Annotated in this window: 20 protein-coding genes; 13 read left to right on the forward strand and 7 right to left on the reverse strand. The window is 39.0% G+C overall.

The annotated features are described in order from the left end of the window. Window positions 1–12 precede the first annotated feature (12 nt). Entirely contained in the window at window positions 13–588 is a 576-nt protein-coding gene (locus F8M42_RS11205; protein ID WP_182186740.1) for a flavodoxin family protein, read from the forward strand. 469 nt (window positions 589–1,057) lie between these two features. On the opposite strand, the gene F8M42_RS11210 is transcribed toward F8M42_RS11205, so the two are convergent. Further along, window positions 1,058–2,473, reverse strand: a complete 1,416-nt coding sequence (locus F8M42_RS11210) for a DASS family sodium-coupled anion symporter (protein WP_182186741.1) — start codon at window positions 2,471–2,473, stop codon at window positions 1,058–1,060. Window positions 2,474–2,769: 296 nt separating this feature from the next. On the opposite strand from F8M42_RS11210, the gene F8M42_RS11215 reads away from it, so the two are divergent. From F8M42_RS11215 to F8M42_RS11230, 4 genes are all read left to right on the forward strand, one after another. Next, window positions 2,770–3,045, forward strand: coding sequence for a citrate lyase ACP (locus tag F8M42_RS11215; protein ID WP_182186742.1), 276 nt, complete (start codon window positions 2,770–2,772; stop codon window positions 3,043–3,045). Next, window positions 3,045–3,962 (forward strand): aldolase/citrate lyase family protein, encoded by a 918-nt coding sequence (locus F8M42_RS11220; protein ID WP_182186743.1) that lies wholly within the window; start codon window positions 3,045–3,047, stop codon window positions 3,960–3,962. The genes F8M42_RS11215 and F8M42_RS11220 overlap by 1 nt, the downstream gene beginning before the upstream one ends. Beyond that, complete coding sequence (citF, locus tag F8M42_RS11225) at window positions 3,959–5,515, forward strand: citrate lyase subunit alpha (RefSeq protein WP_182186744.1); 1,557 nt, start codon at window positions 3,959–3,961, stop codon at window positions 5,513–5,515. Before F8M42_RS11220 ends, citF begins: the two co-directional genes overlap by 4 nt. Window positions 5,516–5,717: 202 nt before the next feature. Then, the gene (locus F8M42_RS11230) at window positions 5,718–6,578 is read left to right on the forward strand and encodes a LysR family transcriptional regulator (protein ID WP_182186745.1); all 861 of its coding nucleotides are present in this window, start codon (window positions 5,718–5,720) and stop codon (window positions 6,576–6,578) included. Window positions 6,579–6,627: 49 nt separating this feature from the next. Here the strand turns inward: F8M42_RS11230 and F8M42_RS11235 are convergent, their stop codons facing one another. The 6 genes from F8M42_RS11235 to F8M42_RS11260 all read right to left on the reverse strand — a co-directional run bounded on the left by F8M42_RS11235 (window position 6,628) and on the right by F8M42_RS11260 (window position 12,938). After that, a complete protein-coding gene (locus F8M42_RS11235; protein WP_182186746.1) occupies window positions 6,628–7,977 on the reverse strand; it encodes an amino acid permease in 1,350 nt (449 codons plus the stop codon). A gap of 83 nt (window positions 7,978–8,060) precedes the next feature. Further along, window positions 8,061–8,987, reverse strand: coding sequence for a UDP-N-acetylmuramate dehydrogenase (murB, locus tag F8M42_RS11240; RefSeq protein WP_182186747.1), 927 nt, complete (start codon window positions 8,985–8,987; stop codon window positions 8,061–8,063). 14 nt (window positions 8,988–9,001) lie between these two features. Beyond that, a complete protein-coding gene (trmL, locus tag F8M42_RS11245) occupies window positions 9,002–9,487 on the reverse strand; it encodes a tRNA (uridine(34)/cytosine(34)/5-carboxymethylaminomethyluridine(34)-2'-O)-methyltransferase TrmL (protein ID WP_182186748.1) in 486 nt (161 codons plus the stop codon). 14 nt (window positions 9,488–9,501) lie between these two features. Next, window positions 9,502–11,571 (reverse strand): polyribonucleotide nucleotidyltransferase, encoded by a 2,070-nt coding sequence (locus F8M42_RS11250; RefSeq protein WP_182188737.1) that lies wholly within the window; start codon window positions 11,569–11,571, stop codon window positions 9,502–9,504. A 251-nt stretch (window positions 11,572–11,822) separates the two neighbouring features. Then, window positions 11,823–12,101, reverse strand: a complete 279-nt coding sequence (gene rpsO / locus F8M42_RS11255; RefSeq protein WP_182186749.1) for a 30S ribosomal protein S15 — start codon at window positions 12,099–12,101, stop codon at window positions 11,823–11,825. 132 nt (window positions 12,102–12,233) lie between these two features. Continuing rightward, on the reverse strand, window positions 12,234–12,938 hold the full coding sequence (locus F8M42_RS11260; RefSeq protein WP_182186750.1) for a tetratricopeptide repeat protein: 705 nt from the start codon (window positions 12,936–12,938) through the stop codon (window positions 12,234–12,236). A 225-nt stretch (window positions 12,939–13,163) separates the two neighbouring features. Between F8M42_RS11260 and F8M42_RS11265 the strand changes: the two genes are divergently transcribed. The 8 genes from F8M42_RS11265 (at window position 13,164) to F8M42_RS11300 (ending at window position 23,753) form a co-directional block, all read left to right on the forward strand. Then, the gene (locus F8M42_RS11265) at window positions 13,164–14,222 is read left to right on the forward strand and encodes a hypothetical protein (protein ID WP_182186751.1); all 1,059 of its coding nucleotides are present in this window, start codon (window positions 13,164–13,166) and stop codon (window positions 14,220–14,222) included. 101 nt (window positions 14,223–14,323) lie between these two features. Then, complete coding sequence (locus F8M42_RS11270) at window positions 14,324–15,208, forward strand: PRC-barrel domain-containing protein (RefSeq protein ID WP_182186752.1); 885 nt, start codon at window positions 14,324–14,326, stop codon at window positions 15,206–15,208. A gap of 124 nt (window positions 15,209–15,332) precedes the next feature. After that, complete coding sequence (locus F8M42_RS11275; RefSeq protein WP_182186753.1) at window positions 15,333–16,550, forward strand: VanW family protein; 1,218 nt, start codon at window positions 15,333–15,335, stop codon at window positions 16,548–16,550. A gap of 80 nt (window positions 16,551–16,630) precedes the next feature. Further along, window positions 16,631–17,821, forward strand: coding sequence for an MFS transporter (locus tag F8M42_RS11280; protein WP_182186754.1), 1,191 nt, complete (start codon window positions 16,631–16,633; stop codon window positions 17,819–17,821). A gap of 151 nt (window positions 17,822–17,972) precedes the next feature. Continuing rightward, window positions 17,973–19,892, forward strand: coding sequence for a DNA topoisomerase (ATP-hydrolyzing) subunit B (gyrB, locus tag F8M42_RS11285; RefSeq protein WP_229711559.1), 1,920 nt, complete (start codon window positions 17,973–17,975; stop codon window positions 19,890–19,892). A 188-nt stretch (window positions 19,893–20,080) separates the two neighbouring features. Then, complete coding sequence (locus F8M42_RS11290; RefSeq protein ID WP_182186756.1) at window positions 20,081–20,713, forward strand: precorrin-8X methylmutase; 633 nt, start codon at window positions 20,081–20,083, stop codon at window positions 20,711–20,713. 2 nt (window positions 20,714–20,715) lie between these two features. Then, entirely contained in the window at window positions 20,716–22,104 is a 1,389-nt protein-coding gene (locus F8M42_RS11295) for a cobyrinate a,c-diamide synthase (RefSeq protein WP_182186757.1), read from the forward strand. 125 nt (window positions 22,105–22,229) lie between these two features. Then, a complete protein-coding gene (locus tag F8M42_RS11300) occupies window positions 22,230–23,753 on the forward strand; it encodes a cobyric acid synthase (protein WP_182186758.1) in 1,524 nt (507 codons plus the stop codon). The last annotated feature ends 14 nt before the right edge of the window (window positions 23,754–23,767 follow it).

Genomic DNA, 23,767 nt, shown 5'->3' on the forward strand with positions numbered 1-23,767 from the left:
GGAGGGAAATTTATGAAAGTAGTCGGAATAAATGGCAGTACTAGAAAAGATGGAAATACAGCAATAATCATTAAAAAGGTATTTGATGAACTAAAAAAAGATAGCATCAATACAGAATTAATACAGTTTGCCGGTAAACCACTGCACGGTTGTACGGGATGTGGTGCTTGTTTCAAAACGAGAAACAATAGATGCATCATGCAGGATGATATGTTCAACGAATACATGCAGAAATTGATTGAAGCAGATGGTATAATATTGGGATCGCCGGTTTATTTTTCTGATGTTACTGCTGAAATGAAAGCGTTTATAGATCGCGCGGGAATGGTAGCTAATGCTAATGGTGGATTATTGAAATACAAAGCCGGTGCGGCAGTAATGGCAGTTCGCAGGGGTGGAGCTACACATGCTTTCGATACAATGAATCATTTCTTACATTATATGCAGATGTTTTTAGTGGGGGGCAGCTATTGGAATATGGTGTACGGACGAGAAATCGGTGAAGTAGAAAATGACAAAGAAGGTCTGGAAAACATGCGGGTCATTGGTGAAAATATGGCTTGGCTCTTACACCATATAGCAAAATGACATCCACAGTCGTTATTGCATGAACATTCTTGATCTCACAAAGATGCCATTGACCATAGCTATATGCTCCTCATCTTTCCATGAACGTAATATTGCATATTTGGTAATATAAAAGTGCGACAGCCTTTTTTGAGGGTTGCATATTATCGTTTTTTTATTCGTACATGAAAATCCCTTTCAAATATAATTCAACATATTTGGAAGGGATTAAAATTGTCAGCTATACTCTAAGGAACTGCACAAACACCATTTATTTCATAAAAATGCCGACTACAACCATACCATTTCTATGCTTTTCTAAGGGTTAGACGAAAGAAATAAAAGATTACATAATTTCTAAACGAAAATAGGTGCATATAACAATCCTTTTTAAAATTTTGAAAACACTATCATCATGATTGCAGCCTGCAACAAAGTAACTTTTCGCTTATTTATGTTGTCATATAATATCGATACATATACACTGGATTTACCAATAGCCTAGGAATTTCCACCAAACACCGCCTAACCCCAGCCAAATTACTATATGTAATAATGATACACCAAAGCCGATGATCCACCATGTTTTTTGGTCAATATATCCTGCTCCAAAATATACAGGAGCCGGTCCTGTCCCAAAATGGGTTAAACAACCACAAATATTTGCAGCGATAGCCACAACAAAAGCAGAAACAAATGCCGGTGCCCCAGCAGCTGCACCTAATGTTATCAATGCAGCATACATGGCCGTTACATGTGCCGACATACTAGCAAAAAAGTAATGGCTGTATAAGTATATTACAAATGATAATATCACCGCTGTCATAGCACTTACACCAACCATCTGATTTTCTAATATATTTGCAAACCATGGAATAAATCCTAATTTATTTAAATAATCGGACATGACAATTACACCGCCGACCCATATTAATGTATCCCATGCCTTTTTTTCACTTATAACATCTTTCCATGTCAGAACTCTTCCGATTAAAAGTACACACAATCCGACAAAAGCAATTAAAGTTGTATCCAAATGAGTGATTGTCGTTGTCGCCCATAAAATAAGCAGCATCACAAAAACAAACAAAAGAATTTTTTCTTTCATTCCCATAGGACCCATTTCTATCAAGGCCTTATTGGCGATAATTTTTGCTTCGGGTGTCTTTTTTATCTCAGGTGGGTACAATTTATACAAAACAAATGGAATTATAATGAGTGCAGCGATGCCTGGAACTGATGCCGCTACAAACCAGCTTATCCATGTAATATCTACATCTAAAACTTTTTTTGCCAATGCCACAGCAATAGGATTTCCTACCATGGCAGTTAGAAACAACGCCGATACGACTAAATCAAGATGAAATACACAAGCCATTAAATAGGCACCAATTTTGCGTGGATTTTCACCGGCCTTAGAACCAAATGCATCAGCAAGACTTTGAACAATAGGAAAAATGAGCCCGCCGGCCCGCGCAGAATTAGATGGAATTGCCGGTCCAATAATTACATCACTCAGTGCCAGGGAATAAACCAGTTTGAGGCTGCTGTCGCCAAATGCCCGCATTGCCATATATGCAATTCTACGGCCAAGACCAGTGATAATAAAGGCTCGAGCCAATAAAAATGCCGATACTATAAGCCACACCGTATTCCCACTAAAAGCCGACAATACCTGTGAAAATTTCATTGCTCCTGTCAAAGCACACAGTACCAATGCTATTAAGGCTATTGTTCCTAACTCAATAGGCTGTAAAATAAACCCAACAACCGTACCTAAAAAAATTGCGAACAAACGCCACGCTGCCAAATTTAAACCAACCGGTGGTGGTATCAAAAACAATATTCCCACCACACCTACCGTAAGAATAGAGCTAATACATTTTTTCTTCTTTTCTTGTGACACAATATCACTCCCCAATAGCTATTCCTAATTTTATGAAGATTCCATCCAATAAAAAAAACTAATTATATAATATTAAAAATATATAAATATGTAAAATTTAAAAATATGATTACTGACAATTAATTAATTAATTAAATAATACAAATACTATTTTTTATTGTGTGTGAACAAGTATAAATAAAAAAATATAAATGGTTGATGATAAAATTTCTTTATTTTATTTAAAAATAATTGTGATTTATAATAAAAATGACAAATTAAGAATATCCCATTTGGAAATAATTGGAGGAACGATAATGGCAAAAGTATTAACCAGCCCCGCTGAAGCCGGGTTTGAAGAAAAAAATGATTTACTGGTTAAGGTTTTTCCGCTGAAGTCTGGCAGCGGCTTAACCATAGATTTACAGACACCTGTAAAGAATCAATATGGCAGGCACATAAATGCTTTAATCAAAGAAACTGCAGAGAATGAAGGATTTACCGACGTCAAATTTATTGTGTCAGATAAAGGCGCATGGGATTATACAATAAAAGCAAGAGTAATCGCCGCTCTTGAAAGGGGGATACAATAATGACCGAAATGACTGATCCCAGAACCAGACTGCGTCGTACCATGATGTTCGTTCCCGGTAATAATCCTAAAATGATAAATTCTGCCGATATTTATGGTGCAGACAGCTTGATGTTCGACGTCGAAGATGCCATAACAATAACAGAAAAAGATACTGCACGCTATCTTGTTGCCAATGCCCTTAAGGCGCTGCAGTTTCATTCAGAAACAGTCGTGCGAATAAATCACCCAACCCAGACACCTTTCGGTATGGATGATTTAAAAATCATTTTACCAGCAAAACCGAATATGATCCGCTTACCTAAAGTCGAAGATATTTCAGAAGTCGAACTTGTAAGCAACGAAATAGAACGAGTAGAAAAAGAAAATAACTGGCCAAAAGGTACCATTAACATCATCGGTGCAATAGAAAGTGTTAAAGGACTTTATAATGTCCAGGAAATATGCAAACATCCTCGTATGATGGCAATTGCACTCGGTGCAGAAGATTTTATCGCCAATCTAAAGACACAACGAACCAAGACCGGCATTGAACTTTACTATGCGCGCTCGGAAATACTGATGGCCGCGCGTGATGCAGGAATACAATGTATGGATACTGTATTTTCCGATATTAATGATATGGAAGGCTTTGATCGCGAAGTAACCAACAGCCGCGATATGGGATTTGACGGTAAATCTGTAATTCACCCCAAACAAATCAATGAAGTCCATCGCATCTATACTCCAAATGATAATCAACTGCACCATGCCCTTAAAGTTCTCGCCGCTTTCGAAGATTCCACCAAAAATCATAAAGGTGTACTAGCCGTAGATGGCAAAATGATCGACGGACCAATAGTAGTCAGGGCGAAACGTGTTGTAAACCAAGCCGAAGCGGCTGGTATTGATATTGAAAAGAAGAGGGAAGAATTATGAAAAATGCAGCAGGACGTGAAATCCCCGCACATATTGCAGGAATCAATAACGTAAGATTATATAATGGTCCTTTTTCATATATACCACAAAATACAGGTGTTGGGAAAAAAATTCATGCAGGTAAACCTCATACCAATAAAATATTAGCTTCTATCAGTGAGGCAATTGATAAAACCGGTCTTAAAAACGGACAGACTATTTCTTTTCACCATCATCTGAGAAATGGTGATTATGTAATGAAAATGGTAGTGGAAACCATTGCTGATAAGGGCATAAAGGATATAACAATAGCATCCAGCTCGCTTAGTCCATGTCATGATTTTCTTATAGATTATATAAAAAATGGCACAATAACGGCATTAGAATCAAGCGGCTTGCGCGGGGAATTAGGCAAATATCTGACAATGCATCCCCAAGCGCTAAAAAGGCCAACAATAATACGTTCACATGGTGGACGCGCTCGGGCGATAGAAGCCGGGGAGTTGCATATCGATGTAGCTTTTATGGCCGCTCCTGCCTGTGATTACCAGGGTAATGCCACCGGTCGCATCGGTAAATCAGCTTTTGGATCTATGGGCTATGCAATGATCGACTGTGCTTATGCCGATAACGTCGTGTTAATTACAGATAATTTATCGACCGACCCCATCTATCCATGCAGTATTCCACAAACACAAGTGGATTATATCGTTCCTGTTGAAGCTATAGGTGATCCAGCCGGTATAGCTTCAGGCGCTATACGTATGACTAAGAGCCCTACCCAACTGCTCATTGCAAAATATGCAGCCCAATTAATGGATGAAACAGGCTATTTAAAACAAGATTTTTCAATGCAGCTTGGCAGTGGTGGTGCTTCACTGGCCGCAGCAAAATTTATTAGAGAAAAGATGACCGCAAATAATATCACCGGTAGATTTGGTATTGGCGGTATAACCGGTATTTTTGCCCAAATGTTAAAAGATGGTTTATTCAAAGCTTGCTATGACACTCAAACATTTGATACTGTTGCCGTAAAATCATTGGCAGAAAACCCTAATCATCTTGAGATATCAGCTTCTTTTTATGCCAACCCATGGAATGCAGGACCAATAGTCAATAATCTCGATGTAGTCATTCTAAGTGCTACTGAAGTTGATCTCGACTTTAATGTAAATGTAATAACCGACTCCAACGGTATGTGCATGGGAGCATCAGGCGGGCACAGTGATACGGCAGCCGGAGCTGCTCTCACGATAATAGTAATGCCTCTTGTGCGCGGCAGACTGCCAATGATCAGAAATCACGTGCAAAACATAGTTACTCCTGGGGATTTGGTAGATGTTATCATCACAGAACGTGGTATTGCCATCAATCCAAAAAGGAAAGATATCATCAAAAAACTACAACACAGTAAATTGCCCATTATGAGCATAGAAGCACTGCAGAAAATTGCCTACAGCTTCGTCGGTGAACCCGATTCCGTAAGACTCAGCACTGCAGATAATGATATTGTTGCCGTAATAGAATACCGGGATGGCAGTATTCTCGATGTAATCCATAAACCATTGATTTAATATCATTTTTTAAAATGACCGTATATACCATAAGCGCATCTTTTATCTGAATGTAACACAAGATGCGCTTTATCTTTATTTTATGACATTTATTTCCAAGCAACCCATTAATATTATTTAAGGATACCATAAAAAGGATATTTCACTTTTAATGCCGAAAATTAAATATATAATACTCTATTTTAAAAGGCAGTGAATATCAATGGATGACCGTGATTGGCATATAATAAAAAAGCTGTATACCGAAAAAAATATAACTAAAGCAGCTCAGGCTCTTTATATGTCGCAGCCGGCTCTGACCTCCCGATTGCAGCATATTGAACGCGAATTCAGTGTCTGTATCGTTCATCGGAGCACTAAAGGCATTCAATTTACCGCTGAAGGAGAATACCTTGTAAAACAAGCCGTAATCATGATTGAAAAAATGCACCATATCAAAAATGAAGTCCAGGAACTGTTAAGTGAAAATTCGGGGACTTTGGAAATAGGTGCATCTAACTATCTGACAATGTATATTCTTCCAATATTACTAGAAAAATTTAAAAATAAATACCCAAAAGTAAAGTACCGCGTAACTACCAATTGGAGTAAAAACATTTTTACACTTATTTATAATCAAAAAATACAGGTAGGTTTTGCCAGTGTCGATTATGGCGGCTGCAAAAACAAATACCTGCTTTATGAAGAACCGATCTATGCTGCCTATTATAATCCATTCAAGCTTTCCGATCTTCCTGCACTGCCCAAAATAGAATACGATAGTGATTATCTTCTTAAATCACAATTGGATAAATGGTGGCGGGATAACTATAAACAACCACCTCAGGTAAGCATGCACGTTTCCAATTTAGAAAACTGTAAGCAAATGGTAGTGCACGGCCTGGGCTACGCATTATTACCGGCACATATAATAAAAGGATTTAACAATCTTCATACTTTGGGTATTACAGATTCCTCCGGCACTTCGCTTGTCAGAAAAACCTGGCTGCTTTATAATGATTTTAATAAAGATATCCCCATAGTAAAATTATTCGTCAATTTTGTAAAAGAATATAAATTTTAATAATAAAGCCTTATGCCGGCATGTTGCAATGTCAGCATAAGGCTTTATTTCACAATCCTGAACGTTTTTTTATTACATAACCGATTGTCAGCAGTATTATCCATATTGGCAAAATAATAACTGCTAAACGCATGTCAGGAATCTGTGTCATCATAATAATAACAAAAATGAAAAAAACAATGCACAGATAATTGTCATACGGATAAAAATATGTCTTAAACGCGGTTTTTTCTCCTTGTTTATTTTTTTTGCGCCGAAAATTGAGATGCACCAAAACAATTGTGAACCAACTTATAACTATAGCAATGATTACAACTGACATTAGATACATAAATACTTCCTTAGGAAATAAATAAGTAAGTACGACTGCCAGCAGCGTTATTAACGAGGATAATAAAGTTGGCAGCGCCGGAACACCGGAGCGCGTCAAATGTGAAAATACTTTTGGTGCATTATTTTGTTTAGCCAAACTATACAGCATACGGGATGTGCTGTACATAGCACTATTATATACAGAAACGGCTGCCGTCAAAACTACCACATTAAGTAAATTAGCTGCTGCCGGAATTCCCATTTTAGAAAAAATTTCTACAAAGGGGCTGCCGGATAAACCGACTTCATCCCAAGGGTAGATGACCATAAGTACAAACCATGCCCCAATATAAAACAGCAATATGCGCCATATTACATTATTAATGGCCTTAGGAATGGTAACTGACGGATTTTCCGCTTCACCGGCCGTTATACCGACTAATTCTATACCACCAAAGGAAAACATGACAATGACTAATGAGATAGAAAATCCCCATAACCCATGCGGCATATAACCTCCATGCGCCCAAAGATTACTAAAATTTTCTGGAAATGGACCAAGCTGCGTTGCAATAATAATACCGCCAAAAATCATCATTGCTATTATCGCTGTTATTTTAATAATGGTCATGCCAAACTCTACTTCACCATACGAACGGACATTTACAAGATTGACTACAGTAATAATACCTATACAAATCAATGCCGCAATCCACTGAGGAAAATCCGGCAGCCAAAAGTTGACATAAATACCGACAGCCGCAAGTTCTGACATACTGACTAAAATATAGCAAAACCAATAATTCCAACCAGATAAAAAACCCCAAAACTCTCCGCAATATTTATTGGCAAAATAACTGAACGAACCGGCTATCGGTTCATCAACTACCATTTCACCCAACATCCTCATCACACAAAAGATAATTATGCCGCCAACAATATACGCCAATGATAGTGATGGCCCTGCAGCCTGCAATGCCGGCGCTGAACCATAGAAAAGGCCTGTTCCAATCGAACCGCCCAATGCAATCATCTGCAAATGGCGATTTTTTAAACCACGTTTCATTTTAACATTATTTTCATCCATACATTGACCCCTTCGCGCAACATTAAAAAATCCGTATTTATTATAATCAAATCATCTAATAAATTCGGATTTTAAATTCAGTATCATTTTTCACCAATCAATCGTACTTCCGGATATAATCTGACACCATGTTTTTCATAGACACGTTTTTGTACTTCTGCTATAAGATTCAATACATCAGCCGCTGTAGCATTACCGGTATTAACCACAAAACCGGCATGCTTCATCGATATTTGGGCTCCACCGACTTTCAAGCCTTTTAATCCAGTCTGATCTATTAAAGTCCCCGCATAATACCCAGCCGGCCGCTTAAAAGTTGAACCGGCACTTGGTAATTCCAAAGGTTGTTTATTTTCCCGTCTTTGTGTGTAATCAGCCATTGCTGCTAATATCTCAGACTTTTCTCCCTTTTTTAAACTGATTTCCACTTCACAAATAACATTGGCATTTTTTTGAAAAATGCTTTGACGATAACCAAATCCTAATTGTTCTTCATCATAACGCACTATCTTACCGTCAGCTGTGACTGCAGTAACCGCTGTAACTACATTTTTTATCTCACCGCCATAAGCACCCGCGTTCATAAATATTGCTCCACCGATACTACCAGGAATACCAACAGCGAACTCGAATCCCGTAAGTAAATTTGAGGCGGCAAATTTTGATAAATCAGCTAACAATGCCCCACAGCCCGCAATCATAAAATCATCGGTACAGCGTACATACGACATCTGCCTGCCGAATTTCAAAACAATACCGCGTATTCCTTTATCAAGTACTAATATATTAGAACCATTACCAATTATTGTGCACGGCACATCATATTTTTTAGTCAATCTGATAATTTGTTGTATTTCTTCAATTGAGCCGGGAAAAATAAGGCAGTCAGCCGGACCGCCAATTTTGAATGTAGTCTGTTCCGACATTGGCGCCTGCAGCAAAATATGATCCACTGGTAAAATCGATTTTAATTTTGTTATACAATCGTCAATACGTGACAATAAACTCATTCCTTATATTTAAATCAATTTTTTTCAAGATAATCATTCGTCTTTTTCAAACCAATAAAATTTTGCTGTCTGAGCGCTTCATAAACCACAATAGATACCGAATTAGACAAATTCAGCGAACGAGCTTCATCTATCATCGGTATCCGTACACAAGAAGACAAATTCCCTTTCAAAATAGTCTCAGGAATACCAGCATCTTCCCGTCCAAACACCAGCATATCATTTTTGCCGTAAGAAACATCAGTATAAGTATTCGGTGCTTTAGTCGACAAATAATGATATATATTCTCCGGATATTCTTGTAAAACTTCAGCAAAATTCTTATGAAAATGGATCTTAAGAAAATGCCAATAATCAAGTCCGGCTCGTTTTAAATGCTTATCATCAGTTGAAAATCCAAGAGGTTCAACCAAATGAAGCTCACAGCCGGTCACCGCACACAGGCGGGCAATATTGCCTGTGTTTGGTGGAATTTGCGGCTCGATAAGTACTATATGCAACTTTATTACCTGCCTTATAATAAAACCTTGTGAGAAAGATTTACTCGTCCCTGGCTGTCAATTTCCGTAACTTTTACCTCAAGTTCGTCACCGACACTGACAACATCTTCTACCTTACCAACACGTTTTTTATCAAGCTGTGATATATGGCAAAGACCTTCTTTACCCGGTAAAACTTCAACAAATGCGCCAAAATTCATAATGCGGGTTACTTTTCCTTTATAGACTGCACCGACTTCTACTTCCCGCGTCAAATCTTTTATTATATCTACGGCTTTTTGCGCAGCATCAACACCAACAGCTGTTATATGAACAACACCGCTGTCTTCTATATCAATTTGCACGCCGGTTTCATCAATGATTTTTTTGATGATCTTTCCGCCCGGCCCAATAACATCGCGAATCTTATCAACAGGTATCTTAATGGTTGTCACCCGCGGCGCATATGGTGATAATTCTGCTGCAGGTTCACTGATTGTTTCCATCATCTTACTCAGTATGTGGGCCCGGCCTCGTTTAGCCTGTTCCAAAGCCGCCGCCAATATTTCACGGGTAATTCCGGTCAGCTTTATATCCATTTGAATGGCAGTTATACCATCTTTAGTCCCTGCAACTTTAAAATCCATATCCCCTAAGGCATCTTCCATACCCTGAATATCCGTGAGAATGGTGTAAGCATCACCATCTTTAACTAATCCCATAGCCACTCCGGATACCGGCTTTTTAATAGGAACACCTGCATTCATCAACGATAACGTACTGCCGCAGACACTTCCCATAGAACTTGAACCATTCGATTCCAAAACTTCAGATACAAGACGAATTGTATAAGGGAACTCTTCTTCCGACGGAATCACCGGAACAAGCGCCCTTTCTGCCAAAGCGCCATGCCCAATTTCGCGACGTCCAGGGCTTCTCATAGGACGAGCTTCCCCCACACTATAGCCGGGGAAATTATAATGGTGTATATAGCGTTTTGTTGTTTCCGTACCTAATCCATCAAGTATCTGTTCGTCACCAAGCGAACCCAATGTTGTTATTGTGAGAATCTGTGTCTGTCCACGGGTAAACAAGCCTGAACCATGTACACGCGGCAATAATCCCACTTCACAGCTTACTGGGCGCACTTCATCTACTGCCCGTCCATCAGGACGAATTTTTTCATGTGTAATCATTTGGCGAACAATTTCTTTCACCAATTTATGCAAAACAGCATTTATTTCCATAGTTGATTCCGGATATTCTTCCAGAAAATGCTCAAGAACCGCAGCTTTAACTTCAGTTATATGTTCATCACGACGCAGTTTATCACTGTCACGCACGGCTGTATTCAACTTGTCATAAGCATATGCCTTGATTTTATCAATGAGTTCTTCCTGCGGCTGAAATAGTTTTACAACACGTTTTTCCTTGCCGCATTCTTCAACCATTTTCTGCTGAAATTCAACTAATTTCTTAATTTCCTGATGACCAAATAAAATAGCTTCCAAAATTACATCTTCTGATAGTTCATTGGCACCGGCTTCAACCATCATGACAGCATCATGCGAACCTGCAATAGTAAGATTCAAATCAGATTTTGCCCGTTCTTCAACTGTTGGATTGACAATGAACTGCCCATCGATACGACCGATACGAACACCAGCAATAGGGCCTTTAAAAGGTATATCAGAAATTGACAGTGCTGCTGAAGCCCCGATCATCCCGGCTATTTCTGGTGGATTATCCTGATCAACAGAAAGTACTGTTGCAACTATCTGAACGTCATTTCGAAATCCATCAGGGAATAATGGTCTGATTGGTCTGTCGATAAGGCGGCTGCATAAAATAGCCGATTCAGCCGGACGCCCCTCCCGTTTAATAAATCCACCGGGAATTTTCCCTACAGCATACATTTTTTCTTCATAATCAACAGTCAAAGGGAAAAAATCAATTCCCTCACGCGGTTCAGCAGAAGCCGTAGCCGTCACAATAACCACCGTTTCACCATAGCGAACGAGCACTGCACCATTGGCCTGCTTAGCCATCTTGCCGGTTTCTATGACGAGACTGCGCCCGCCAAATGTGGTTTCAAAACTATGCATCATTTTACCTCCTGAAAAATGCGGTAACCGTGCACAGTAAACAGTGAAATATCTGCTTGCCTTAAAATATTGCAAACAAACATTTCACCATCCACTGAACACACCGCAAATAATTTATTTATAAATATAAAACACGGGACTGGTCCATTATACAAATAGACAACAGCCCCGCTTTTCGATAATCACTAATGTCGGCTCGTATAACTAAATTTCATTTCGCTAAAAATCGAATAAAATCAAGTCTTATCGAATTATCTTTTGTTAGCTTTTCCGATATTTAATTTCTTCAAAATGGCACGATAACGTTCAATGTCTTTATTTTGCAGATAAGCTAACAGTCTGCGACGATGTCCGACCATTTTGAGAAGACCGCGGCGTGAATGAAAGTCTTTCTTATTAGTCTTCAAATGTTCTGTCAAATAAAGTATGCGTGCAGTCAACAGTGCTATTTGCACTTCGGGAGATCCTGTATCTCCTTCATGAGTAGCATTATCCTGCATAATTTGTAACTTTTGTTCCTGTGTAAGCATCAAAATCCTCCTAAAAATTATATAATTCCTATTAGCCAGGCAACCGATGGAGTGGCTAGTAACCGCGCTAAAGGATATAGATTATTCTTACAAAGAATATCACAAAAATAGTCAACTGTAAATAAAAATATATCAGATATCCCATTTTAATGAAGACGGTATAGGAGTAGCTTGATCAATTTCCCGCATTATCCGCGGTGCGTCATCATCTGTTGCACTCATAATATTTTCCAGTATTGCCATATTTTTTTGTGGCACTGCCATATATGATAATGCTTTTTTCATCATTTCTATTGTATCGACCGCGTGAAAGTTAGCTGCAGCTAACTGTGCCAAAAAACGATAACCATAATATAAGTAACTTATATGTTTTATAGGTAATGCTCCATAAGCGGCAATTTTATCTTCCACCTCATCGGCAACAAGGTCAGTCCTGCGCTGTCGTGCCAGTATATTCCATCGATCAGCCCACAGTTCACCGCGCAAAATATATTTATACAGAAAATCGTGCTCTTCTGCCAGTTCAATTGCACTATTTATATAATTCAACGCATCATCAAGTTTGCCTGCATCACGCAGCACCGTACTCAGATGCTGTAAAGCATACACTTTTTCCTCGATATCTTCTGACTCATTCTCATCAACATCTGCCTCAATAACAGAGCGAAAAAGTTCAACTGCCGCTGCTGTTTTATTAAATTCCGGCAAAACAAGGAAATGAGCCAGCCGGGCTCTCACATGCCAATCATCAAATCCTTTGGCAAACAACGCAACCGGTGGATGTAATTTTGAGTCAAGCACCAAATGTGTCAATTCATGAAATTCATTATTGTTCATAAAAACCTCGTTATTAAAATCATTATTATTATCTATGCAGAGTATTACATTTATTATATATAATAATCTGCGTACTATCAATTGCAAATTTAATATATACGTTGTAAAATAAAGTTGTTAAGCTATATTTTCATCGTATTAAGCTTTATTTACAATTACAATTATTTACTATAATTCCAACTTTTGATACGATTTAAAACTTCTTTTCGAAGGATTGTGAATGAAATGCTGACAATATTTTTAGGGGCAGCGTTGTTAATAATCTCAGTCAGTGTATTTCTTATATACCATTTCACTTCATTTTGCAGGTTGGGGTTAAATTTAAAGGCAATATTATTGGCTGCTGTTTTGGCATTTGCCGTCAATTTTCTGCTTTGGCCCGTAGAAAAATATATCACCATACCTTATTATGTGATTATTATACTGACTGTTTTGACAACATCGCTTGCTGCTACCCTTTACAATAAAAAACTTTTAGTTACAACCTCCTGTATCACTGAGACTGTTACTAAAAGCAGCATCACAACTGTAATTGCCCCGCTTTCTATACCGGATACAGCTTCAAACGAATTATCCATACCTGCCATGCTTATTCGGCCACAACGTCTGCCTGCCATTATTATTAATCCGACTGCACCAAAATACCTGCCCGTTGTTTTGGATAAGACAGACAAATATTTCATATTTGCAATAGGTTCTATTTCTACCACTAATAAATTTTTTCTATTTTTTCATAACGATATTTTACTGCCGGCCTTATCTCAGTCAACGCAGAAAAACTTTATTAGCAGCCCGTCTGTCAAACGATATTACAATTTGCCAGTTCCTTTGGCAATAAGCAATATTTATGGCATGGCTTTATATCTATTAGACAGTGAAAAAATAAAAATAACATTTTTGTTTAATAATACTCGGTCTATCGATGATCTTCTCAATTATATATATGATGAAAAAGAACATGGTCATTATGCCTGTGCTTTATATGCTTTAAAAAAAGGCTTACGCAAATATAATGCCAGCTCTTATGCACCCTTTATCTGCATTGAAATGAGCAACATTTACAAAAAACTTGGATTATATACCAATGCAATAGCGCTGCTGCGTACTGCTCTGCGTTTACCGACTGTCACAATATCCGTGAATGTACAACAAGAATTTATCCGACAAATAAGATATTTGCAGGATATTATTACTATTCCTGCCAATAATGACTTATCAATTATATTATCTGACCGCAATTATATCGGTTACTTTGAAACAGGAGAAAACTATTACAGTCTCTAGTATAATTTTATCTTTCACTACAGACAGACTTATTATCAACTTATTTTGGTGCTTCATAGATTTTTATCTATTGACATAGAATGGAAGGGGCTTTAATTTAAATGAAAAAAAATGAAGAATTTTTGGGTTTACCTATTATCAGTATTACTGAAGGCCGTGAACTGGGGGTAAGTAAATCTTTATTGATCGACGCAGAACATGGTTGTGTCGCGGCCATTATCATTGAAGATGAAGACTGGTATCGCGGTGTAAAACTTTTACCTTATGGCTCAGTTGTAGCTATTGGTCATGATGCCATCACCATAACCAGCAGTGAAAATATTCTGGTACTTGATGACGCTGTGGAATTTGAACCCTTTCTTGACCAAAATATCCGTGTTATCGGCACTAAAGCCATAACCAAGGGTGGTACAATACAAGGTATTGTTTCCAATATTTTCATCGATGATGATGGCAAAATCGCCAAGATTGTTTTGTCTGCGCAAGATACAGAAGAACAAAAAGAACTATCTGCCGACGAAATATCAATATTTGGTAAAGAAGTCACAATAATTGACAGTGCTGTCCCTGACAAAGTCAATAATAAACCCGTCGATAAAAAGACATTTTCTGCTGCCGAACAAATAAAACCGGCTATTAGCGTAAAAAAAACCGAACCATCTGAAACAAAACCTGAAAAAAATACCGAACAAGTAAAAAATACTGCCAATATGACTAAAAACGATACCAAACCGATCAAATCAACATCTGTTTCCGGTACAGCTTCAACTAATGATACTACTGCTGAAAAAACAGATTCCTCAGTTACAGCAAGTTCTGCCGAAGACAGACATCGTCGTTTTCTGCTTGGCAAAAAGGCATCCCGTCGTATAACTACCGACAATGGCATTGTGATTGTTGAAGAAGGTGCTGATATAACAGAAGAAATTTTACAAAAAGCAAAACTCGCTAATAAATTTATTGAGTTATCAATGAATGTAAAATAAACAATGCGTCTGTTTCATGAAAGCTCCTGCGAATACAGGGGCTTTTTATAATCCATATTATTGCCTCGATTATATTAACCAAAATATTTATCAGTTGATTTTATCATGAGGGGGCGTGTCGCTTTTGCCGAGACTGCACAAATTAACTATCATATTTTCTATTATCTCTTTCATTCTTGTCGCTGCAAGTGCATCCATATTAGCAATAAAAAACGCTCCCGGTATCACTACTGGTGTTCATTCCGGCAATGTCAATTTGTCCGGACTTGATATTTCTACTGCACAAAAATCTCTAGAAGACAATTTTAATCAAAACATAACAGGGAAAATACTGATTCTAAATTATGACAATCAAGAACAGTCTATAGCAGCATCTGATATAGACTTAGTCTGCGACAGCGAAACGACCGCCCGGGCAGCGGCTAAAATAGGTCACAGTGGTAATTTTTTACGTGATGTGTTTAGTAAGCTCCATTGCCTATATCAAGGCAATGATATCCCGCTGGCAATAAATTACAATGAAGCCAGTCTCACTTACATCTTGAATCAAATTATTCAAAAAGCTTATATTGCCCCGGTTGATGCTTATTGTTATGTTGATCCTGCCGGAGTAAAACTAGTACCGGAAAAAATTGGTAAAAGTATTGACCGTGAGCAGCTGTTGTCAACTGTCAAGGCAAAATTAGCCACAGCGACCTACCCACAGGTAATCAACATAAACTCTGTTGATATAAAACCATCCGTCACTGCCAGTAATCTAAAACATATTAATACCATATTGGCATCGTACACAACTAAATTCAATGCTGGTGCTGCCAATCGCAGTGAAAATGTGGCATTGGCAGCCAAAAATCTATCCGGCACGCTGGTCAACCACAACGAAGTTTTTTCCTTCAACAATGCTGTTGGCCCCAGGCTGGCAGCCAGCGGTTATCGTGAAGCTCCGGTAATAATCGATGGTAAAGTTGTTCCCGGTATCGGCGGTGGTGTGTGCCAGGTCAGCTCTACCCTTTATGATGCGATACTATTGGCAGGACTGACGCCGGTCGAAAGAACTGCGCATTATTTTCCCGCTGACTATGTACCGCCTGCTTTTGATGCAACAGTGGCCGATGGCGTTATTGATTTCAAATTCAGAAATAATCTGCCGCACAGCATATATGTCTTCACCAGAACGACCAACGACACACTTTCTATTTTCATTTTAGGCAGCAATACGGATAAGTTACCGTATACCATAACATTAAAAAGTTCTTATAATAATGGTGCCGCTTCTGCTTATCGTGTCTTCAGCAAGGATGGGACAATAATAAAAAATGAATTTTTGCATACTGATAAATAGTTTGTCCCATGTTGTGCTAATTAATAAAAATCACCAATATACTATTTTTAATAATAACTTCTTTGAAGGGAGCCCCTCATATGCATACTGCACGAGACTGGAAAGTAATACTGGCAATTTTGACCTGTAATGTTGTCTTAATGTCGGCCAGTTATACTATGTTAATTCCATTCTTACCTCTCTACCTGATAAAAGAGCTTGGTGTTGCCCAAGCTAATGTAAATATGTGGAATGGGGCAATATTTTCAATTTCATTTCTCATTGGTGCAATAATGGCCCCGATATGGGGAAAAATATCAGATAAAAAAGGCCGCAAGCTCATGGCTGTACGCTCCAGTATCGGTCTGTCAATAACCTATTTTTTAGGCGGTTTAGTAACTTCCCCGGAACAATTGTTCATGGTACGTGTTCTGCAGGGTTTAGCCGCAGGATTATGGGCATCTGAATTGGCTATCGTGTCATCATCTGTCCCCAGCGAAAAACTGGGTTTCAGTCTTGGTGTTATGCAAGCCGGTCTGACCAGCGGCGGTGTTATCGGCCCACTGTTAGGGGGTGTATTAGCAGAGGTATTCGGCATGCGGGCATCGTTCATGATTGCCGGAATTGCTCTATTTACAATATCACTTATTACAATCTTTTTCGTACCGGAACCACCTCATGACGAAACCGCCAGGGTATCTGCAAAACCTTCACGGCAAATTGATTTATTAAAAAAACCCGTCATAAAACAAATGCTTATTTTAAGCGTATTAGTCCAAATGGTAATTCTTATATTGCAACCGATAATAACTTTATACGTTGCCCAGCTTCGCGGCAGTATGGAAAACATTATTTTAATAGCCGGTGCCGTATTTTCACTTGGGGGCATTGCCTCATCCATATCAGCACCATTTTGGGGCAGGTTTGGTCAAAAAGATTCTTTTGGACTGACAATGTATTTAGCAATGGGTGGTGCCGGCGTCTGTCTGTTACTGCAATCAATTCCAAATCAATTGATCTTATTTGCCGTAATGCAGTTTGTCACGGGATTATTTTTTGCCGGCATTAATCCTTCTATTAGTGCTGTTTTAGCTAATAACACAGAAAGAGCCATACAAGGAAGTATTTTCGGTATGCTTTTTTCTGCTCAGCAGCTTGGTTCTATGGCCGGCCCACTCTTAGGCGGACTTGTCGGAACATATTGGGGGTTGAAAGAAGTTTTCATTGTAGCCGGTGCAATCATGATAATGACAAGTATTTTTGTAAAAAATACTCGCGGCAGCATATATTGAACTAATCGCATGCATATGCAATTAGTTTGATTAACCCTACAAAAAATGGTAAAATATAAGGTATATAAATTAGAAGGATGATGTTATGAGCTTAGATGATAATAAAATTGATTTAGTTGATTTATCCGATATCAAAATAAATCATGAAGAAATGAGCAATGATGTAACTGCTGTAAAGAGCAAATATGATGCCAAGCAGATTCAGGTATTGGAAGGTCTCGAAGCTGTCAGAAAACGCCCCGGCATGTATATCGGTGATCAGTCATCACACGGCTTGCATCATCTGGTATCGGAAGTTGTTGATAATAGTATCGATGAAGCTTTAGCAGGATATTGCACCCATATTGAAGTCGTTGTCCACAAAGATAACAGTATAACTGTTTCCGATAACGGACGCGGTATTCCGATTGATATGCACGTCAGCGGCAAACCTGCCGTTGAGGTCGTGCTTACCGTACTTCACGCTGGTGGCAAATTTGGCGGTAACGGCTATAAGGTTTCCGGCGGCCTGCATGGTGTCGGTGTGTCCGTAGTCAATGCGCTCAGCCAAGCGATGAAAGTTCAAGTTAAACGCGGCGGAAAAATATATGAAATCACTTTTGAATATGGCATCACCAAGACACCTTTACGTGAAATAGGCACTACCGACAGTACCGGCACAACAGTATGGTTTAAACCGGATAATACCATCTTCACTGAAACAACCTACGATTACGATATTCTTAAACAGCGCCTGCGTGAATTGGCATTTTTAAACTGCGGCATTCATATAACACTGACCGACGAACGTGATGAAACAGAAAAAAAAGAAGTTTTCTATGATAAAGGCGGCATCTCATCTTTTGTAAAATATCTCAATCGCAATAAAGATTTACTGAGTGAAGAACCTGTTTATTTTAATGGTCAAAAAGATGATACTATTGTTGAAATAGCACTTCAATATACGACCAGTTACACAGAAAATATTTATGGCTATGTGAACAATATCCATACTGAAGAAGGCGGTACTCATATCGCCGGCTTAAAAAGTGCCCTGACTCGTGCCACTAATGATTTTGCCCGCAAGCAAAATATTTTAAAATCTAATGATCCCGCTTTAAGCGGCGAGGATGTACGTGAAGGAATAACCTGTGTAATAAATCTCAAGGTGCGCGAACCACAATTTGAGGGCCAGACAAAAACCAAACTTGGCAATTCTGAAGTGAGAGGTATAGTTGACTCAATTGTCACAGAAGGACTGAGCGAATACTTTGAAGAAAATCCGGCAATCACTAAAAAAATAATTGAAAAATCAATAATGGCTTCACGTGCCCGTGAGGCCGCCAGAAAAGCCCGGGATCTTACCCGGCGGAAAAATGCTCTGGAAGTAAGTTCACTACCCGGTAAACTTGCCGACTGTTCGATAAAAGATCCAATGCAGGCTGAAATATACCTGGTCGAAGGTGACAGCGCCGGCGGTTCTGCCAAACAAGGCCGGGATCGTCGATTTCAGGCAATCCTGCCACTGCGTGGTAAAATTCTCAATGTTGAAAAAGCCCGGCTTGATAAAATTTTAAATAACGAGGAAATACGCACAATGATAACAGCCTTTGGCAGCGGTATCGGAGAAGATTTTGACATTACCAAAAGCCGTTATGGTAAAATCATTATTATGACTGATGCTGATGTTGACGGTGCCCATATTCGTACATTGCTGTTAACCTTTTTTTATAGATATATGCAGCCGTTAATTAAACAAGGACGTGTATTTATCGCCCAGCCGCCTTTATATCAAATCAGAAAAGGCCGCCAACACTGGTATACGTATAGTGATGATGAATTATCACAAAAGCTGACTGAAGTTGGCCGTGATGGAATTACTGTACAACGTTATAAAGGTCTTGGTGAAATGAATCCGGAGCAGTTATGGGAAACGACAATGGATCCTACAGGAAGAACTGTATTACGTGTTGATTTAACTCAGGCAGAAGAAGCTGATGGTATTTTCTCGGTTCTCATGGGCGACAAAGTTGAACCACGCCGCCGTTTTATTGAAGAACACGCTGATTTAGTACGCAATCTCGATTTATAATTAAAATCATAAACTCCATGCGGGCAATCACGTACCCGTATGGAGTATTTTTATTCAAATCCATTGCTGGTTTTATATTTTTTGTTATGCTATACTTTTATGAGTAATATTTATCGCATTTTCACACTAAACGGCATGTTTCTGCAATGCCGCCATATTCTATATTTTATTTTTTTGGGGGGTTCAGTTTGAACTTTATAAAAGAACCAATGGATATTGAAAACCGCAGCATGGAAATAATTGCACCATATTTATCCCTGCTTAAACTGACTGATGATGAAGTGAAATTATATTCACGTATGATTCATGCCTCAGGTGATGTTGATTATGCCAATGTAATAAAAATAGATAGAAACACTATTCCGGCAATGAAACAGGCCTTATGCAAAAGCTGCAACATATTCACTGATGTGGAAATGGTACGCACCGGCATCAACAAAAAAAAGCTGGCCTCTTTCGGTGGTAAAGTTTTTTGCCAAATTGCCGATGAACGCATTGCTGCAATTGCCAAGCAAGAAGGCATAACCCGATCAATGGCCGCCATGCGTGATTTTGGTACTAAGCTCAATGGATCTATAGTTGCCATTGGTAATGCCCCTACAGCACTTTTTGAAGTGATCCGCCTAATGGATGAAGAAGATATAAGACCGGCTGCAGTTATTGGCACACCAGTGGGTTTCGTCGGTGCCGCCGAATCAAAAAAAGAACTTATAGAGCATTCCAAAGTACCTTACATAACTGTTCAAGGTACCAAAGGCGGCAGTCCAATCGCCGTATCATGCATTAATGCTGTAATGTACCTGATAGATAACAGCAGGTAATCATGAAATACTGCAATATTCCCCGCATTGTTTTAGCAGCACCGCAGAGCAGCTCCGGTAAAACCACGGTAGTTACAGGAATATTAGGTGCTTTGTACAAAAATGGACTCACTGTTCAACCATTTAAAATTGGTCCCGACTATATAGATCCATCATATCACACTATTGCCGCTCATCGACCGGGCCATAACCTTGATACATGGCTAGTTGACGAACAAAGAATAAGCCAGTTGTTCGCTGAAGTTTCAGCCAATGCCGATATTGCTATAATCGAAGGAGTCATGGGGCTTTATGACGGCGGCAAAAATGGCATAAGTTCTACAGCTGAATTAGCTAAAAAATTAAATGCGCCAATTATCTTAGTTATAAACTGCCGCTCCATGGGTGACAGTGCTGCCGCCTTAGCATTGGGTTTTCGTGAATACGACCCTGATATCAATTTAAGTGGTGTAATTTTAAATTGTCTAGGATCCGCAACACATGAACAAATGATCCGGGATGCCATGGGGCGGTTAAACATCCCTGTTTTGGGGGCAGTGCGGCGCGATGACGCTTTAAAAATGCCGGAACGGCATCTAGGTCTTACACCGGCCGGAGAAAAAGATACAACCAAAAAAATAGCCTATATTACTGAAAAAATTTCCAGGCAGGTAGATTTAAAAGCCCTGATACAGACAGCAAAAACAGCTTTACCTCTGCCATATGAAGATTTAATAATAGATGCACTGCCGTCATCCGTGAAAATAGCTGTGGCCAAAGATGAAGCTTTTTCCTTCTACTATGCTGCCGGCCTTAATATATTAAAAAAACTTGGAGCCCGGATAGAATTTTTCAGCCCTATTCATGACACCAGCCTTCCTGAATGTGATGCTGTAATATTAGGCGGTGGCTTTCCCGAATTATTTGTCGATTGTTTGGCATCCAATACCTCTATGCTGAATTCAATAAAAAAAGCTGCAGCCGACAAAATACCACTTTATGCCGAATGCGGTGGCTTTATGTATCTGATGCGGCAAATAAAAGACTTTACCGGAAAAACCTGGAAAATGGCCAATGTTATACCGGCAGATGCTATTATGCAGGAAAAACTGCAGACTGTTGGCTATGTTACCGCACAAGCACTGACTGATAATATCATTGCCACTAAAGGACAGATATTACATGGTCACGAATTTCATTTTTCCATGCAGGCTGCTGCCGCTGCTGCTTTCCCCTGGGCATTTCTTCTCACTAAAAACCGCACAAACAGTCAATATAAAGCTGGCTATTATAATGATAATATTTTAGCTTCATATTTTCATTTACATTTTCTCGGTTCAATTAAGGCAGCTAAACGCTTTATTCAAAAAGCTGTTGAATACAAAAAACTAAAAACAAACCATTATAAATAGTATCATTATTTATAGCTCCGAATCCGCCAGTGTTTTGGAGCTGTTGTTTTTTATTTACTGACAATGATTATTCATCACAGTTTTCATCCGGGTTACCTTATATTTATTATTTAGGAGAATTCAGTATGACAAAATACATAATGCTGCAGGGAACATCGTCACATGTTGGAAAGAGTATCTTAACAACGGCTCTCTGTCGTATATTCTTTCAGGATGGTATAAATATAGTACCATTTAAAGCACAAAACATGGCTCTTAATTCCTATGTTACTGAAGATGGCCGGGAAATGGGACGAGCTCAAATAGCTCAGGCTGAAGCCGCCGGATTAAAACCATCTGTAGAAATGAATCCTGTGTTATTGAAACCAACTGGAAATGCCAGCTCCCAGGTAATTTTAATGGGACGGCCTATTGGCAATATGTCCGCTAAACAATATCATCAGGGATATTCTTTAAAAGCTTTTGAAACAGTAAAACAAGCTTTAAATTCACTACAGAATAAATTCGAAATGCTGGCTATAGAAGGAGCTGGCAGTCCGGCAGAAGTTAATCTGAAAGCTAATGATATCGTAAATATGCGTATCGCCAAGTACCTAAACGCACCCGTTTTACTCATAGCCGATATTGACCGCGGTGGGGCATTAGCCTCATTAGTCGGTACTCTGGAGCTCCTTGACGATGACGAACGCGACTTAGTAAAGGGTCTTGTCATAAACAAATTCCGTGGTGACATCAAACTCTTGGCACCGGCAATTGATTTTCTGGAAAAAAAGACCGCCAAGCCAGTATTAGGTGTTATCCCTTATTTAGAAAACTTAGGAATAGACGATGAAGATTCAGTATCCCTGGATGATAAAATAACAACAAATAACAACGCTCCTCTCAAGATAGCCGTCATCCGCACACCTAAAATATCAAATTTCACTGATTTTGCTGCTCTAGCCCAAGAAAAGGATGTATTCCTTTACTACGCCGCAAAACCTGAGCAGCTAGGAAAACCTGATCTGATAATACTCCCCGGCAGTAAAAATACCACCGAAGACCTATTACATTTACGCGCATGCGGTATAGAAAAAAAACTTCAGAAAGCTCATGCCGATAAAATTCCATTAATCGGAATCTGCGGAGGATATCAAATGCTTGGCCAAAAAATCTGTGATCCCTACCATACCGAATCATCACATAACACAATAACGGCATTTTCTTTTCTGCCGATGATCACCACATTTGCACGAAAAAAAATAACCTCACAGGTAACTGCCCAATCACTCGACTGGCATTTCTTAGATGAACAACACTATTTTTCCTCACTGCACGGCTACGAAATCCATATGGGATTAACCGAATTTACTGCAAAAACTGCCCACCCGTTCGTGATAAAAAAACACAACGGTAAAAAGGTTGACAAAATTGATGGTGCAATTTCCTCTGATAATCTCATAATGGGTTCATACATCCATGGCATTTTTGATAACGACGAATACCGCAGAACCCTGCTCAACATGCTGCGGCGACGCAAAGGACTTTCTCCCTTACCATTGCAGCAAAATTATGCTGCACAAAAACAGGCTGCTTTCAATCGTTTGGCTCAAACTGTCAGAAATGCTTTAGATATGGAAAAGTTAAAACAAATAATCAACAAAAATTAGCTGCAAATTTTACG

It is taken from the genome of Pectinatus frisingensis, assembly GCF_014076555.1.
Lineage (GTDB): Bacteria > Bacillota > Negativicutes > Selenomonadales > Selenomonadaceae > Pectinatus > Pectinatus frisingensis.